The following is a 15182-nucleotide window of genomic DNA, read 5'->3' as shown; positions in this document are numbered from 1 at the left end:
TGAAAGTTCCGCGACCGCACGCAGCGGCGAAGCTTCTAGCGGTGCAGGGCGCAGGTTCGGTGCTTCCAGGCAGCGCAACGCAGGCACGACGGCTCCGAGCGGTGAAGGTTCCGCAGCTAGCGGGCGGAGTGGTGGAGGCCCAGGTGCTTCCGGGCACCGCGAGCAACGTTTCGGCGTATCCGAGCACCGCGACCAAGACTCGGGTGTAGCCGGGCACCGTGACCGAGACCTCGGCGTTTCCGGGCAACGCGATCAAGCCCCCGGCGCATCCGGACACCGCGACCGAGCCCCCGGCGCATCCGTACACCGCGACCGAGCCCCCGGCGCATCCGGACAACGCGACCAAGCCCCCGGCGCATCCGGACAACGCGACCAAGCCCCCGGCGCATCCGGACACCGCGACCAAGCCCCCGGCGGGCGAACCGCGCCGGGTTCGGCGGACTCGAACTCGACACCGCCTGGCGACGCACCACCGAAAGGAGGTCCCGGCCAGGACGACCCGGTGGACGGCCTGACCGAGTTCGTCGCCGAGTTGAAGGTGCTCGCCGAGAACGTGCTCGAACGGGTGGAGCCGGTCCTGCGCCAGGCCGCCGACGGGCAGGTGGAATGGTCCAGTTGCAACTGGTGCCCCGTGTGCGCGGCGGCGGCGCTGATGCGCGGCGAGCATCACGAGGTTTTGCAGGCGGTCGCCGATCACGGCACGGCCATCGTCACCGTGCTGCGCGAGGCGCTGGCGGGGGTGCCGGTCGATCCGGTGATGCCCGAGTCCGAGCCCTCCGGCGGCCACCAGCACAATCATGGCGTGCCACAGGACAGTTCGACCGAGGCGGGATCCACCGCCGGACCACGCACATCGCGGGCGAGCCAGCGCCCCCGCTATGTCAGCATCCCCGTGACGATCAAGGGATGACGCACCGCATGGCAGGTGCGCGCCCGCTGACCGTCGGAATCGACGTCGGCGGCACCAACATTCGCGCATCGGTGATCGACGCCGCGGGCGAGGTGCTCGACACCGTCCAGGCCCCCACCCCGCACTCCGCCAAGGCGCTCGAGGACGCCCTCGCCCGCTCCGTCCGCGAGCTGTGCCAGCGGCACCCGATCGGCGCGGTCGGCCTGGCCGTCGCCGGCTTCATCAACGGCGACCGCTCCACCGTCCGCTTCGCGCCGCACCTGCCCTGGCAGGACGCTCCCGTCGCGCAGCGCCTCACCGAGCGCCTCGAGCTCCCCGTCATCCTCGAGCACGACGCCAACGCCGCCATGTGGGCCGAGTATCGCTTCGGCGCGGCCGCGGGCGGACACAATGTGGTGCTCGTCGCGATCGGCACCGGCATCGGGGCCGCGCTGCTCATCGACGGTCAGCTGTATCGGGGAACGCACGGGGTCGCACCGGAACTAGGCCATCTGCAAGTTGTCCCGCAGGGGCGCGCGTGCCCGTGCGGTAAGCGTGGCTGCTGGGAAAGGTATTGCAGCGGAACGGCGCTCGCCGACACCGCGATCGAGATGCTGGCCACCGACCCCGTCCGCTCGGTGCTGGCCAAGGACGTCTTCCGGGATCCCGGCTCGCTCACCGGTCGCCGCGTCGCCAATGCGGCACAGGACGGCGACCCGCTCGCCGTGCGGGTCATGGCCGATTTCGCGCGCTGGCTCGGCCTCGGGCTCGCCTTCGTCAGCGACATCTTCGACCCCGATCTGGTCGTCATCGCGGGCGGAGTCAGCAGCTCCGCACCGCTCTTCTTGGACGAGGCACGAGAGGAATACGCCCGCTCGGTAACCGGCGCGGGCCATCGCCCCCTGGCCCGCATCCGCACCACCCAACTCGGCGAGGCCGCGGGAATGATCGGCGCGGCGGACCTGGCGCGGGCGGCATTGATCGAGAGTGAACGCAAGTCGTCTCGCGTGGTGCGCAGTCGCTGAGTCGAGTACGGCGCGGGCGTTGCTGCGGTCTCGCTTGTCAGCATCAGGATCGCCGCGGCTCCACACGGGGACCGCGCGACCCACGGCACGCCGAGGCATACCGCCGCCGCGGCGAGCACGCCGGAGGTGCGGTCGGCACGATTGTCATCGGCACCGCGATCGCCGTCGACAGCGGATCACGTCAGCCTCACCCCTCTCCCAGCGGTGCCCCCTCGAACGCGGTCTGTGGATCGCGAGAACGGCTGCGGCGGTGGGGCGCAACTCGGGCGGCCGACGTTTCACCGCTCGCGACAGTGGTATTCGAATTTCGAACGCTTGCTTCGGTCGCCGATGACCCCGTTCCGGTCGCCGAGGAGTCGCCTTCCGGCCGCCGAGTGCGGCGTGCCCGCCTGCGCATGGCAGAGTGTGGTGAGATTCGCCGCTGCGGTTGGATGTGATCTCGGTCCAACGGTAAAGTCGGCAACTGACGCAGATGCCCGCCTCTATCCCGGTCCCGGGGGAAGGACGTCATGTTCTACTGGCTGCTGAAGTACGTGCTGCTGGGACCGTTCATGCATCTCTACAACAGGCCGACGGTCGAGGGTGTGGAGAACATTCCGGCGGACGGCCCTGCGATCATGGCGGGTAACCACCTCTCCTTCGCGGACTGGTTGTTCGCGCCGTTGATGAGCCCCCGGCGCATCAACTATCTGGCCAAGGCCGAATACTTCAACACCCCCGGCATCAAGGGTGCTTTCCAGAAGTGGTTCTTCACCACCTCCGGCCAGTTCCCGATCGACCGCACCGGCGCCGACGCCGCCGAGGACGCGCTCAACGCCGCCCGCAAGCTGCTCGACCAGGGCCGCCTCGTCGGCCTGTACCCCGAGGGCACCCGCTCCCCCGACGGCCGCCTGTACAAGGGCAAGACCGGCATGGCCCGCCTCGCGCTCGAGACCGGCGTCCCGGTCATCCCCGTCGCCGTCATCGGCACCGACGAGGTCAGCCCGCCCGGCCCCTTCCGCTGGCGCCGCCGCAAGGTCACCGTCAAGTTCGGCACCCCCATCGACTTCTCCCGCTACGAGGGCATGGGCGGCAACCGTTTCGTCGAACGCGCCGTCACCGACGAGGTCATGTACGAACTCATGCAACTCGGCGGCCAGGAATACGTAGACGTCTACGCCGCCAGCCTGAAGAAGAACGTCCCCAACGGCAGCGCCCGCGAGACAACCCGCATCCCGGACACCGCCGCCAGCTGAACTTTCTCGACCGGCGCTCGTCGATCAGCCTTAGGCTGCCCGACGAGCGCCTTCGTCATTTCAAGGATTGTCGAATCCACAGACGCACCGTACGTTTCACAGAGGCTGCGGGCCATGTGAGCCGTATGGACGTTCTGTGGAACTCGGCCTTGGTGCGTCGGGCGGGGTGCGCGCGCTTGCCGGACCACCACGGCGTGGTGGCGAAGATGCTGTGGCTGGCATCAACTCGCGCGGTTGCGCGACCGGCTACTGTCGCCGAAACTCCGGCCGTTGTGCTGCTCCCTCGCCTGGTGTCACACGTCGGCACCCGCGAGAGTCAGCGTCGGACGAGTGCGGTGGGATGTCGGGCCGCCCGGCCTGCGTGGACACTATGGCGCGTAAGCCGGGCTGATCGGGGGTTGCAAGCGTGAAAGTGTCCGTGCAGGACGGAATCTGGCGGTAGGCAGGCAGGCCAGGTCCCTCGTCCATCTCGCGGCGTAGTGGTCGGTTGCGGCAGGGCCGATGCTCGACCACGCTCCGGAAAGCATTCCCAGTTCCGCTGCGTGCTGTTCGCCATCCGTCGTGCATGCGGGTCACGGCCCGACGATCGGGCACGCAAGCGGCTCGGATAGCCGAACCCACGACTACACCGTGCGTTTCACAAGGTAGTAGGGCGTGTGGTCGCCTCTCGAGTTTCGTTCTCCGGGCTGAGGATGGCGGTGGTGAGGTGCGTGGCGTAGGCGACGATCTCGGGGCGGGTGGCGGAGACTCGACCCGCGAGCCAATCGAGGAAGAGGGAGACGAGGGCGCCGGAGAGTGCGCTGATGGGCATGCTGAGCTGGGCGGAACTGAGGTCGTCGGCGCGGTCGGGAGAGAGTTGGGTGGCCACCAAGCGGACGAAGTCCGGCAGGGCCGCCGCACCGTGGGTGCGCAGGGTGTCGTCGGCGAGGGTCTCGCGGAACATGATCCGGCTGCGGCGCGGATCGTCTTCGAAGTAGCGAGCCGCGGCGTCGAAAGCCGCGTGGATGCGGGCGGTTTCGTCAGCGCCGGCCGCGACGGGCTCAGCGGTAACCGCGTCGACCAGCCCCCGCGCGACCTGGTCGTACACCTCGACAAGCAACGCTTCCCGATCCGGAAAACTCTCGTAGAAATACCGCAGACTCAACCCCGCCGCCCGGCAGACCGCCCGCATGGTCGTCCCCGCCGCCCCCTCCGCCCCCAGCAGTTCGAACCCGGCCCGCACCAACTGATCCCGCCGCTCAGCGGACCGCGCGGCCATAGTGCTCCCACGCCAGGTGTTGTCGGCAACCGCACTCACGACCCTGATGATGTCACGCGCCTTCCTAGTCCTCCGCCACCACGCGGCAGAGCCCACCTCCACCGCGCACCGCCGCTCCAGTCGCGTAGACACCACCGTCGACCCCAGCAGCACATACGCCCTGCACATGGCCGACCTGAGCCGCAGTAGCACAGTCCCGCCCGAGCACCAGTGGCGCACAGGCTGGGTGACTCAGTGACATGCGGGGCAGGCAAACCCACTCACCGGCCCACGCGCTGCCGATCCGTGGGGTCGTTGTGTGTGGCCTTCAGTCAGAGGATCGACGCTCGCGTGCGGACTCGACGCTGGTACAGCAACGCGTCGGCGGCACCGACAAAGAGCGCGACACCGCGCGCGAGCAGCCACCGATCGACTCCACCTCCGCACGACATACGCCGGACCCCCGCGACGGGCCATGAGGCCTGCGCAACACCCGCATCCGGCAGTGCCATCGGACGCAAGCATGCGACGAGCGAGATCGAAACAGCGGTCGAGCCGCCATCGGCGACGTGACTCGACACCGCGCGGCAGCAGCCACCGATCGACTCCACCTCCGCACGACATACGCCGGACCCGCGCGACAGGCCATCAGGCCCGCGCGACTGACACCCGCATCCGGCAGTGCCATCCCAAGCGTGCGACGGGCGAGATCAAAACAGCCGTCGAACCGGCATCGACGACGTGACTCGACACCGCGCGACAACACCATCCGATCACCGCAGATCCCCGGGAGCCTGTGCCGCTTCCGACCGGTCACCCGCAACCCTTGCGGCACGCGGGCGGCATCCTTTAGATTGCTGGTCCTTTGCGCGACTCATCGGTGCGTTGTTCCAGGCGGCGGATGAGGGCGCGGGTGCGCGGATCGAGGGTGAGATAACGGTCGAGGGCTACGTTAATCGCGCCGCGTAGAAGCGCGTAGGGCTCCCACATGCCGGGGGCGATGGTGCGGGCGGCGCGGTGGGTGATGCCGTCGGCGATGGTGACGGCGGCTTGGGTGGCGGTGATGCGGCGGTTCAGCGGCCATGGGAGTAGGCGGCCTACTTCACGGCCGAGGTCGTCCTCGTCCAGGGTGTGGTGGGTCATGGGGGTGTCCACGATGCCGAAGTAGGCGACGCCCGCGGTGGCGCCGGAGGCCGCGAGTTCGACGCGCAGCGCGCGGCCTAGTTGCTCGACGCCCGCCTTGCTGATCATGTACGGCGAGCCGCCCATGCCGGGCGCGAACGCGGCACACGACGAGACGACCACGACATGCCCACGGGCGGCGACGATGTCGTCGAGCGCCGGGTGCACGGTGTTGAACACGCCGGTGAGGTTGACGGCCAGGACCCGATCGAAATCGGCCGGGTCCATGGTGCGCAGCGTCGCGGGGGCGGGTGTGACGCCGGCATTCGCCACCACGACGTCGATCCCGCCGAAGCGCTCACGAACCGCCTGCAACGCCGCGACCATCCCCGCCCGATCGGCGACATCACCCCGGACTGCGAAGGCGCGCTCGCCCAATCCCCTTGCGGCGCTTAGTGTCTTCACCTCATCGAGATCGATCATCGCCACCGACGCCCCGCGCCGGTAGAGAATCCGAGCCAACTCGAGCCCGATCCCCTGCCCCGCACCGGTGATCGCCACTACCCGGCCTCGCACGTCGAAGCCCGTCCAGCGCAGGCCCAGCATCACGCGATCACCGCCACGTTCGCGGCCCCGCGGACAGCAGACCTCGGCACCGCCGCGCTCGAAACCATCGCGTACCCGAGCATCAACGCACCTCACTCGTCAGATAGGCGTCCTCGTCGAAACGACTTGTCCGGCGGGCATATTCGAAACTCCAGTTCGGATACAACCCGGCATTCCCACTGCCGTCGGCGGTTTGGTAGTAGCTGCGGCAGTTGCCGGTCACCCAGACGGTGTCGCGACTGCGCGCCTCCATCTCCCGAAGAAATTCCTCCTGCGCTTCGGCCCGGACCTCGATCCGCCGAAGCCCATTGTCCCGCATGGTATTCAGCGCGTCGACGATGTAGCGAATCTGCGCTTCGATCATGTAGATCGCCGATTGGTTTCCCGCGGCCCCGAACGGGCCGAGAGTGGTGAAGAAGTTCGGGAAGCCGCTCACCGTGGTGCCCAGATAGCTTTGCGGGCGTTCGCGATACAGCTCGCCCATGCTGCGGCCGTCGCTGCCGTGGACGCGGTCGAATATCTGCGGTGGCACGCCGAAGCCGGTACCCCAGATGATGGTGTCGACCTCGTGTTCCACGCCGTCGTCGGTGCGGAGGGAGCGCGGCCCCACCGCCACGATCCGCGAGGTCACCACCTCCACGTTCGGCTGGGTGAGCGCGGGGTAGTAGGCGTCGGAGAAGATGGCCCGCTTGCACCCGATCATGTAGTCGGGGGTCAGCCGCCCGCGCAGCCGCCGATCCCGCACCTGCCTGCGCAGCTGGAGTCGCCCCAGCGCCTCGTAGGGATGCCGGAAGCGCTTGTCCACGAAGCCGACCAGTCCGAATCCCTCGATCGCCGCGAAGTAAGCACCGCGAACCGCCTTGCCTACCATAGGCATTCGACGCAGCGCGGACCGCTCCAGACTGGAGGTCGCCCAATCCAGCCGGGGCACGATCCAAGGCGCGGACCGCTGGAACACCGTCAACCGCCCCACCCTGGGCTGAATCTCGGGAATGAACTGCACCGCCGACGCCCCGGTACCGATAACGGCCACCCGCTCACCGGTCAGATCGTGGTCGTGATCCCAATGCAGCGAATGGAATTGGGCGCCGGTGAAGGTCTCGATGCCCGGCAGCTCAGGAATCCGCGCCTCACTGAACGGCCCGATCGCCGAGACGAGCACATCGGCCGTCAACACCCCCTGCGACGTATCGATCCGCCAATACCCGCGCCCTTCATCCCAATCAGCCGCACGCAACTCCGTGTCGTATCGAATATGCTGCGCCACACCGAATCTCGCGGCCACCGCACGCAGATAGTCGAGAATCTCCGGCTGCGTACCGTATCGACGCGACCACTCCGCATTCGGCGCGAACGAATACGAATACAACATCGAAGGCACGTCACACGCGCACCCAGGATAGGTATTCGCCCGCCACGTCCCCCCGAGCTCCCCCGCCCGCTCCAGAATCACGAAATCCTCAATCCCCGCCTCGCGCAGCCGCACCCCCAGCCCGATCCCCGCGAACCCCGCCCCCACAACCACGACCGACACATGCTCTTCCGCCACCGGCACTACCTCTTTCCGCCGCCCGACCGCGATCACCGATCCGGCCATCACCAGGGAAGCTCTTCAGTCAGCCCACTCGCCAGCAGCGGACCAGGCCTCGTCGCCCGACAGGAATCAGTTGATTCCATTGGAATCGCATGCTTCCCGTCAGGCCCGCACAAGTCAAGAGCGCACCCGAAAGCCGCAACACATCCAGCAGCAGCAACACATCCGCAAGCCACTGCACAGCCAGCGGGACAGCAGGGCATCCGCAAGCCGCTGAACAGCCCGCGGGACAGCAGGGTATCCGCAAGCCTCTGCGCAGCCAGCCGGACAGCAGTACATCCGCAAATCGATGCATAGCCAGCAGGACGGCCACCCGAAGCCCCTGGTACAGCGCGTATCCATTCCAATTCGGCTCCCGCGGCAGCCCTTTCGACAAACGCGCACGCGAGGACGGCGAGTCGAAGTGCGGGAAAGCAAAGGCAGTGCGGCGCAGGCCGAGCCTGCCGCATGCATGGCCTTCTTGGGAGATGGCGCGAACAGAACGTCGATTTCGGTGACCGGCCACGTCGAGTTCCGCCAGCCGCTGGCGGGCTCACCGAATGCGCGGGAATCGCCCAGCCACCTCCAAACCGAGCCCAGCCGCCGAGTCGCCGCCCCCACGCAGGCAACCCGACCGACTCGCAATCAAGGTGCCCGTCGCGCCGCCAGATCGTCACACACCACGCACCGCCGCGCCCTCACCCTCGCCCGCACCCGCACCCGCACCCGCACCCGCACCCGCACCCGCACCCGACGAGAATTCCGCACACGCCGCGGGTCATTCCGGCAAACACCAAGCAGCCCCGGGCACAAACCGCCAAGATTGCTCTCGATGCTGCGCACAACACGCCCAGGACGCCAGGCCACGGATCCACCGAAGACACCCCCCGCCGAGCAAGAAACACACCGACCGGTCCGTCCCGTTCCCTAACCAGACCGGACCCGTTCACATTACGTTGAGATAGCTGGTCCAAGGTGACCCCATGACTGGTTCGACCCCCGGCTTCTCCCGCCGCACCCTGCTGCGCACCTCCGCCCTCGGCCTGGTGGCCGGCCCCGCGCTGGCCGCGTGCTCGTCGAATGACGGGCCCGGCCTGGTCCGGCAGCGTCCGGTGCTCACGCACGGCGTCGCGGTGGGCGACCCGCGCAGCGACGGGGCGCTGATCTGGGCGCGCGCGGATCGGTCGGCGAAGTTGATCGTGGAGACATCTTCGACCGAATCATTCACAAACGTAAAGAAATTCACCGGCCCGTTGCTGACCCCGGCCTCCGACGGCACCGGCCGGATACGCATCAACGGTTTGCCCGCGGGCGAGCAGGTGCATTACCGGGTCACCCTCGAAAGCGACGAGGGCGGCGTGTCGGAGCCGATCACCGGCGTGTTCCGCACGGTACCCACCGGCGCCGCCGATATCAGACTGCAGTGGTCGGGCGACGTCGTCGGCCAGGGTTACGGCATCAACCCGGACCTCGGCGGCATGAAGATCTTCTCCACCATGGCCGCCCGCGACCCGCACCTGTTCCTGCACTCCGGCGACTCGATCTACGCGGACAACCCGGTCAAGGAATCCGTGACACTCCCGGACGGGCGAATCTGGCGCAACATCGTCTCGGAGGCGAAAAGCGCGCCCGCGCAGACCCTTCAGCAGTACCGCGGCAACTACGCCTACAACCTCACCGACCAGAACTACCTCCGCTTCAACACCTCGGTCGCGCAGGTAGTGCAGTGGGACGACCACGAGACGGTCAACAACTGGTACCCAGGCGGACTCGTCTCGCAAACCAAGGGCTACACGGAGCGCAACATGGACACCCTGGCGGGCCGCGCCTGGCAGGCGTTCCACGAATGGATGCCGGTGGAGCCCAAGGAGGCTGTGGACGGCCGCCTCTACCGCAAAATCTCCTACGGTCCGCTGCTCGACATCTTCGTGCTCGACATGCGCACCTACAAGGACCTCAACGACGCCAACGACGGCCCCGAGGGCCGCATCCTCGGCCCCGCACAGACCAAATGGCTCATCGACGGCCTCAGCGATTCGCAGGCCACTTGGAAGATCGTCGCCAACGACCTGCCGCTCGGCTTGGTCGTCAAGGACGGCGAGCAGCCGGACAAGACCGCGTTCGAGGGCCCGGCCAACGGCGACCCCGGCGCGCCGTCCGGCCGGGAAACCGAGATCGCCCAGGTGCTTTCCGCGATCAAGGCGAACCGCGTGACCGACGTGGTCTGGCTGACCGCCGACGTGCACTACACCGCCGCGCACCACTACTCCCCCGAGCGCGCGTCCTTCACCGACTTCGACGAGTTCTGGGAGTTCGTCTCCGGCCCGCTCAACGCGGGCGCGTTCGGCCCGAACCCACTCGACGCGACTTTCGGGCCGGAGGCGGTGTTCGTGCACGCGCCGACGGCACAGAACAGCTCGCCGCTGGACGCCTTCCAGCATTTCGGCGAGGTGTTGATCGATGGCAAGTCAAGGGAACTGACGGTCAACCTGTGCGACGCCGCCGGATCCGTGCTGTTCAGCCAGCGACTCGAACCGACCGTCCGGTAGCACACGCGATCGAGCGAGCGTGGCGGGCCGCGCTGTAGTAGCTTTCGTGCCATGAGCACGCCGCAGTTTGTCTCCGCCGAGGAATATCTACCCCGCGATACGGCGGATGTCGTTCGCACGGTTCGGGATTCACGCGGCCGCGCGGAACGGCTCACCGTGCGCGGCGGCGAGCAGATCGACGACGGACTGACGCTGCCCGCCCAGCCGACGGTGGTGTCGCTGCGCCGGATGAACCAGGTACTCGACATCAATCTCGGCCGGCGCACCGTGCGGGTGCAGGCGGGCGCCAAGCTCTCCGACATCGACCGGCGCCTCGGCGCGCACGGGCTCGGCCTGCCCATCGTCGGCGACCATCGCGACATCACCGCAGGCGGGTTCGCCTCCGTCGGCGGGGTGAGCGCGGCGTCGCACAAGTACGGCATGTTCATCGACCAGGTCGTCGATCTGGAGTACGTCGACAACGACGGACGCATCGGCACGTGCGGGCGCACCCACCACGCCGAGCGCTTCCACCGCATCCTCGGCGCGGGCGGGCGCGCGGGCATCATCACCGCGCTCACCCTCGACGTGATCGACATCGACAAGGACCGCACCTGGCTGACCACCAACGCCGACCGCTTCCTCGACTTCGACTCCTTCGTCGAACATGCCTACGCCGAGATCATGCGGCCCGGGAACGCTGCGCTGCAGGTGGGTCGCTGGGTGGACACCGCGCCGCTGAAGGTCGCGCGGCCCGGCGGCGTCGGACACGTGCAGCTGGGCACGGTGCGGTTCGGACAGTGGTCGACGCTGCACCCCACCACGCCGACCCGCTCGGTGCGGGCACGGCGCGAGGTCGGATCGCGCGCGCGTAAATCGCTCGGCGTCATCGCCTCCGCCGCCAGCGGGCCCGCCGGCATGCCGCTGCGCAACGCCGCGGCGGGCGCGGTCCTGTTCGCGCCGAAGGTGCAGACCCTGCGCGACGCGGAGTACCTCGCCGACACCGCGCTCAGCTCGTCCGAGCGCGGCCCCGCCTACCGCGTCGGCATCTTCGCGCCCCTGTCGAGCTACACGTCGGTGTTCTACCGCCTGCACGACCTGTTCGCCGGCCACCGCGAACGCACCGGCTGCTTCACCGTCATCTCCGCCATGACCTACGGCGTCCGCTCGCGCTACCTCCGCTCGGAGGCCGCCGCCCGCGGTCTCTCCCCCGAAGACCACGGCCTGATCACCTTCACCAGCCGCCTCCGCCCCGCCGCACTCCCCTCAGAACTGTTGCGGGACATAGTGTCCGGGATCGATGAGATCTGCCGGTCGGAGAACGCGCTGCGTTACGAGTCGGAGGAGTAGAGGCGACGGCGCATGCCTGTTGCCTGGCCGACAGGCGTTACGGGCATGCGCCGCCGCACGATTGCCCAGTATCCGGTGTCGTCTCGCCACCAGCGCCGACATCTCCACCACCACCGACGCGGCAGGGCTGGGCCTCAACCTGACCTCCACCCCGACCCGCCGCACCGCCACCGCGCTCCCGGTGGCCTAAGTACCATCGCACGCCCAACGACGACACCGGTGACGCGACAGGGCTGAGCCTCACCTCTACCCAGACCCGCCGCGTCCGCCACCGAAAACGCGGCACGACTGGGCGGGTCTGGGCTTCAATTTGCCCTCCACGTAGCCCCGCTGCACCGCCACCGGTCGCCCCACCATCGCCGCCCACCGCCACCCCACCGCCGACAGCGCTCACCCCCACCGGCCACCGCCGACACCCGCGCCGAAGCAGCTCCGGTAAGCCGGGCCCGATGCAAGACGACGGCGCCTCCTCCACGAGATCCTGAGGTGCTGCGCGGGTTCTTCGCCGACGGGGGGCATCGGCTGCGCTGCGGCTAACTTCGCGCCTCGTACCGAACGGCTTCTCGCCGATACAGCAAAAGCGATGCCGCGCAGAGGATTACGGTAATCACCTCCGCGGCGACACTCAGGGCGGCCTGCGGGGCCGGGTCCCATCCGATCTCACTGAAACCGGCGATCCCCGTGGTACGCGAGAGCGCGAATGCCACCAACGACCCGCCGGCGAGCCCGGCCGCGGCCAACCGCATCGTCCACGGGCCGACCAGCACCAGCACCGCGAGCGCGAACGAGACGGCGGCTTGCACGAGGAACGAAGGGCCGATGAAGTGGATGTAACGATAGCCACGTCCGTAGAGGTCGGCGTGGAAGTAGCCGCCGACCACCAGTGCGGCGCTGATCCCGACGCGCAGCAGCACATCGACCGGGCGGATGCTCATTTCAGCGTCTGCTCCTTGATCGCCAGCATCTGTTGCCCTCGCTGATAGGTGACTTCACGAATCCCCAAGGCGTCGTGTAGTTTTCCGGCGGGCAGCGTCACCGGTTTCGGCGCGGGCCCGTCCCCGGGTTTCGGCAACGGATAGGCGGTGGTGGTGCCGCTGTAGAAGGTGATGTTGCCCTCGGTCTTCGTGAACAGCTGGTGCACATGCCCGTTGAGACAGGTGACCGACGCGAATCGGCGCAGGTAACTCAGCGCCTCGGTGGCATCGTCTGTGCCCCAACCCCATTGGGGATACATCGCGAACAGCGGAATGTGGCTGAACACCACGATCGGCGTATCGCTGGACAGCCCCGCCACATCCTTGCGCACGAACTCCAGTTGATCCTGTCCCAGATGTCCGAGGCTCTGCAGGTTCAGCGTGTTCACGAGCGCGATCACGTGAACGCCCGCGATGTCGAAGCTGTACCAGCCGTCGCCGCGGGTGCCCTTGCCGAACACCGAGCGGTATCGCTGGCCCGCGTCGTCGGTCGAATCATGTTCTCCCGGAACGGTGAACACGTGCGGTGTGTTCAGGTCCATCATCATCTGCTTCACCTGATCGAACTGCTCCGGCGTGGCCAGATGCGTCAGATCACCGGTGTGGATGACGAAGTCGGGGACGTAGCCGAGCGAGTTCACCTGCCCGATCGCCTCGGTGAAGGTCGCCGCCACATCGCCGTTCGCGGTGCCCTGGAATCCGATGTGGCTGTCGCTGATCTGAGCGAACCGCAGCGTCTGCGGCTCGGCCGCATTGCCGCTGGGCGCACCGCCCGCCACGTGCGAGATGACCTCGCCGCCGACGACCGACAGCCCGACGGCCGCGCCGAACCAGGCGGTGTGCCGCATCAACTGCCTGCGCGTCATGCCATGCGGGTCAGGCGGATCGGTGTGTTCACTCATGGTGTCACCACCACCGTCGCCTTCATGAACGGATGGATCGAGCAGATGTAGGCGAAGTTGCCCGCTTTGGCGAAGGTGAACGAGTACGTCGCGCCCGCGCCCAGTCCCGGCGAGTGGAAGCTGCCGTCGCTCGCGACGACCGTGTGCGGTTCCTCGTCGTGGTTGGTCCAGGTCACCGTGGTGCCCGCCTTGACGGTCAAAGTCGAAGGCGCAAAGGCGAAGTTGTCGATGTTGACGGCGTTCGGCCCGGCCGGTGGCCCTGGCTTGGCCGGTGCGGACATCCCCGGCATGGCGCCGGGCCCGGTCATGCCCGGCTGGGTGCCGGGCGTCGGCACCATCCCGGGAGTCTCTGTGCCCGAGGCGAATACGGGCGTCGGCGCGGCGGCGGGCGGGTTTGCGTCGGGGTTACTGCCGCACGCACTGACCGCTCCCAGCACCGTCGCGGCGGCCGCGACGATCACCACCGTTCGTCGCCGGTTTGGCATATGTCTCATCGATCCGGTCCTCCATCCGGGTGACGCGTCCGCTGACGCGAGTTCTCACCTACAGATAGGAGGCGGGGTTACGCGGGCTCGGTCGGCGCGAAAACCTCTATGACGCCGTTGCTTTCACGCACCTGCACGATCGGCAGCGGCGCGGGCGCGATGGGCAGCTGATGGGTGAGCACCTCGCCGGCGGTGGAGAACGAGGTCGAGTGGCACGGGCAGCGCAACCTGTCGGCGGGCGCGTCCAACCACAGGCGGCAGCCCTGATGGGTGCAGACGCCGGACACCGCCGCCGGAATTCCCTTGTCGCGCCGGATGAATCCGCTGACCGTGCCGACGTCGAAGTGCAGAGTGCCGCCCTCGGGCAGTGCGGCGCTCGCGGCTACGGGGAGCCAGGCACCGTTGCCGGGCGTCAAAGTCGACTGTGCCGCAGGGGCGTTCGGCTCCGGCGTGCCCGTCACGGTGTATTCGGTGACCGCGCCGACGGCGGCCGCGGCCGCAGCGACCGAGGTGCCGATCAGCAGCTGCCTGCGTCGCGTCGAACCGCCGGACGAGTTGTCGGGTGCGGGTTCCTCGAGTTCCGTGGCGAGCCGCCGCTGCAACTCGGCGAGGAACTCCTCGCTCGGCGCCTGGCTGCCGAGCCGGCCCGCGCGCAGTTCGATCGCCGCGCGCATGTCCTGCGCGTCGGACTCGTCGGGCCGGAACGACCGAGGGCGGTGCCCGGCGAGCAGGTCCTCGACGTACCGGTCCACCTCTCGCTCGCTCATCGCACACCTCCCTCGCTCAGCCGCGCCGCCGCCTGTAAAGCCCTATGCTGCAACACCTTCGCATTTCCGACGCTGACCCCCAAGGCATTCGCCGCATCCCGGACCGAGAGTCCTTGCAAGAACCGCAGTTCCAGAATGCGCCGGTAGCGGTCCGGCAGCCCGTCGAGCACCGCTTGCGCCCGTGCCACGGCCGCGTCGTCCGGCGACTCCGGGGCGGGCGGGTCGTCCGGGATATCGTCCTCGATCGTCGTGATCTCCCGGCCCATGCGGGTGCGCCAGTATCCGGCGAGCACGGTCCGCGCAGTCGCGCGCAGATAAGCGCGCACCTCCGGCACGCTGGCCGACACCCGCAGCGGTTTCAGCGCCGCCATGAACACCTCGGCCGTCAGATCCTCCGCGTCCGCCCGGTTCCCCACCTTCGTGAACATCAGCGCATACACCCACCCGACATTGTCGCGATACACGCCCTCCCACCCCGAATACCCCTCC

16 protein-coding genes are annotated in these 15182 nt (G+C 68.3%); 8 read left to right on the top strand and 8 right to left on the bottom strand.

The genetic code is table 11. From position 1 onward, the window contains the following. From ON39_RS50025 to ON39_RS10940, 5 genes are all read left to right on the top strand, one after another. Positions 1 to 209 (top strand): hypothetical protein (locus tag ON39_RS50025; RefSeq protein ID WP_218006157.1); only part of this gene is annotated, 209 nt, incomplete at its 5' end. 9 nt (positions 210 to 218) lie between these two features. Then, on the top strand, positions 219 to 515 hold the full coding sequence (locus ON39_RS10955) for a hypothetical protein (RefSeq protein WP_040733369.1): 297 nt from the start codon (positions 219 to 221) through the stop codon (positions 513 to 515). Beyond that, positions 503 to 910 carry a hypothetical protein gene (locus ON39_RS45800; protein WP_051186500.1) on the top strand — a complete coding sequence of 136 codons (408 nt, stop codon included), beginning with the start codon at positions 503 to 505 and terminating at the stop codon, positions 908 to 910. Before ON39_RS10955 ends, ON39_RS45800 begins: the two co-directional genes overlap by 13 nt. Beyond that, positions 907 to 1914: an ROK family glucokinase gene (locus tag ON39_RS10945; RefSeq protein WP_040733367.1), complete on the top strand. Its 1008-nt coding sequence runs from the start codon at positions 907 to 909 to the stop codon at positions 1912 to 1914. Before ON39_RS45800 ends, ON39_RS10945 begins: the two co-directional genes overlap by 4 nt. A 509-nt stretch (positions 1915 to 2423) precedes the next feature. Next, positions 2424 to 3149: a lysophospholipid acyltransferase family protein gene (locus ON39_RS10940; protein ID WP_040733366.1), complete on the top strand. Its 726-nt coding sequence runs from the start codon at positions 2424 to 2426 to the stop codon at positions 3147 to 3149. A gap of 637 nt (positions 3150 to 3786) precedes the next feature. Here ON39_RS10940 and ON39_RS10935 read toward each other — a convergent pair. From ON39_RS10935 to ON39_RS10925, 3 genes are all read right to left on the bottom strand, one after another. After that, a complete protein-coding gene (locus ON39_RS10935) occupies positions 3787 to 4446 on the bottom strand; it encodes a TetR/AcrR family transcriptional regulator (protein ID WP_157195438.1) in 660 nt (219 codons plus the stop codon). A gap of 789 nt (positions 4447 to 5235) precedes the next feature. Further along, positions 5236 to 6114 (bottom strand): SDR family oxidoreductase, encoded by an 879-nt coding sequence (locus tag ON39_RS10930; protein ID WP_040733364.1) that lies wholly within the window; start codon positions 6112 to 6114, stop codon positions 5236 to 5238. A gap of 82 nt (positions 6115 to 6196) precedes the next feature. After that, entirely contained in the window at positions 6197 to 7663 is a 1467-nt protein-coding gene (locus ON39_RS10925; protein WP_246002988.1) for a flavin-containing monooxygenase, read from the bottom strand. Positions 7664 to 8670: 1007 nt separating this feature from the next. Here ON39_RS10925 and ON39_RS10915 point away from each other — a divergent pair. The 3 genes from ON39_RS10915 (at position 8671) to ON39_RS50525 (ending at position 11755) form a co-directional block, all read left to right on the top strand. Then, positions 8671 to 10236 carry an alkaline phosphatase D family protein gene (locus ON39_RS10915; protein ID WP_040733361.1) on the top strand — a complete coding sequence of 522 codons (1566 nt, stop codon included), beginning with the start codon at positions 8671 to 8673 and terminating at the stop codon, positions 10234 to 10236. Between the two features lie 51 nt (positions 10237 to 10287). After that, a complete protein-coding gene (locus tag ON39_RS10910) occupies positions 10288 to 11565 on the top strand; it encodes an FAD-binding oxidoreductase (protein WP_040733360.1) in 1278 nt (425 codons plus the stop codon). Between the two features lie 61 nt (positions 11566 to 11626). Next, the gene (locus tag ON39_RS50525; RefSeq protein ID WP_255219255.1) at positions 11627 to 11755 is read left to right on the top strand and encodes a hypothetical protein; all 129 of its coding nucleotides are present in this window, start codon (positions 11627 to 11629) and stop codon (positions 11753 to 11755) included. A 343-nt stretch (positions 11756 to 12098) separates the two neighbouring features. Here the strand turns inward: ON39_RS50525 and ON39_RS10905 are convergent, their stop codons facing one another. The 5 genes from ON39_RS10905 to ON39_RS10885 form a co-directional block, all read right to left on the bottom strand. Continuing rightward, a complete protein-coding gene (locus ON39_RS10905; protein ID WP_040733359.1) occupies positions 12099 to 12500 on the bottom strand; it encodes a hypothetical protein in 402 nt (133 codons plus the stop codon). After that, positions 12497 to 13441: a metallophosphoesterase family protein gene (locus ON39_RS10900; RefSeq protein WP_040733358.1), complete on the bottom strand. Its 945-nt coding sequence runs from the start codon at positions 13439 to 13441 to the stop codon at positions 12497 to 12499. The genes ON39_RS10905 and ON39_RS10900 overlap by 4 nt, the downstream gene beginning before the upstream one ends. After that, entirely contained in the window at positions 13438 to 13935 is a 498-nt protein-coding gene (locus tag ON39_RS51410) for a cupredoxin domain-containing protein (RefSeq protein ID WP_083894371.1), read from the bottom strand. Before ON39_RS51410 ends, ON39_RS10900 begins: the two co-directional genes overlap by 4 nt. Positions 13936 to 14003: 68 nt before the next feature. After that, entirely contained in the window at positions 14004 to 14693 is a 690-nt protein-coding gene (locus tag ON39_RS10890; protein WP_040733357.1) for a Rieske 2Fe-2S domain-containing protein, read from the bottom strand. Then, positions 14690 to 15182, bottom strand: a 493-nt coding sequence (locus ON39_RS10885; protein WP_040733356.1) for an RNA polymerase sigma factor, incomplete at its 5' end; no start/stop codon positions are given. The genes ON39_RS10885 and ON39_RS10890, both read right to left, overlap by 4 nt.

This window comes from Nocardia tenerifensis NBRC 101015, assembly GCF_000308715.1.
Taxonomy (GTDB): Bacteria; Actinomycetota; Actinomycetes; order Mycobacteriales; family Mycobacteriaceae; genus Nocardia; species Nocardia tenerifensis.
Note: the sequence above shows the minus strand (reverse complement) of the source record. Positions and strands in the feature narration are given on the sequence as shown.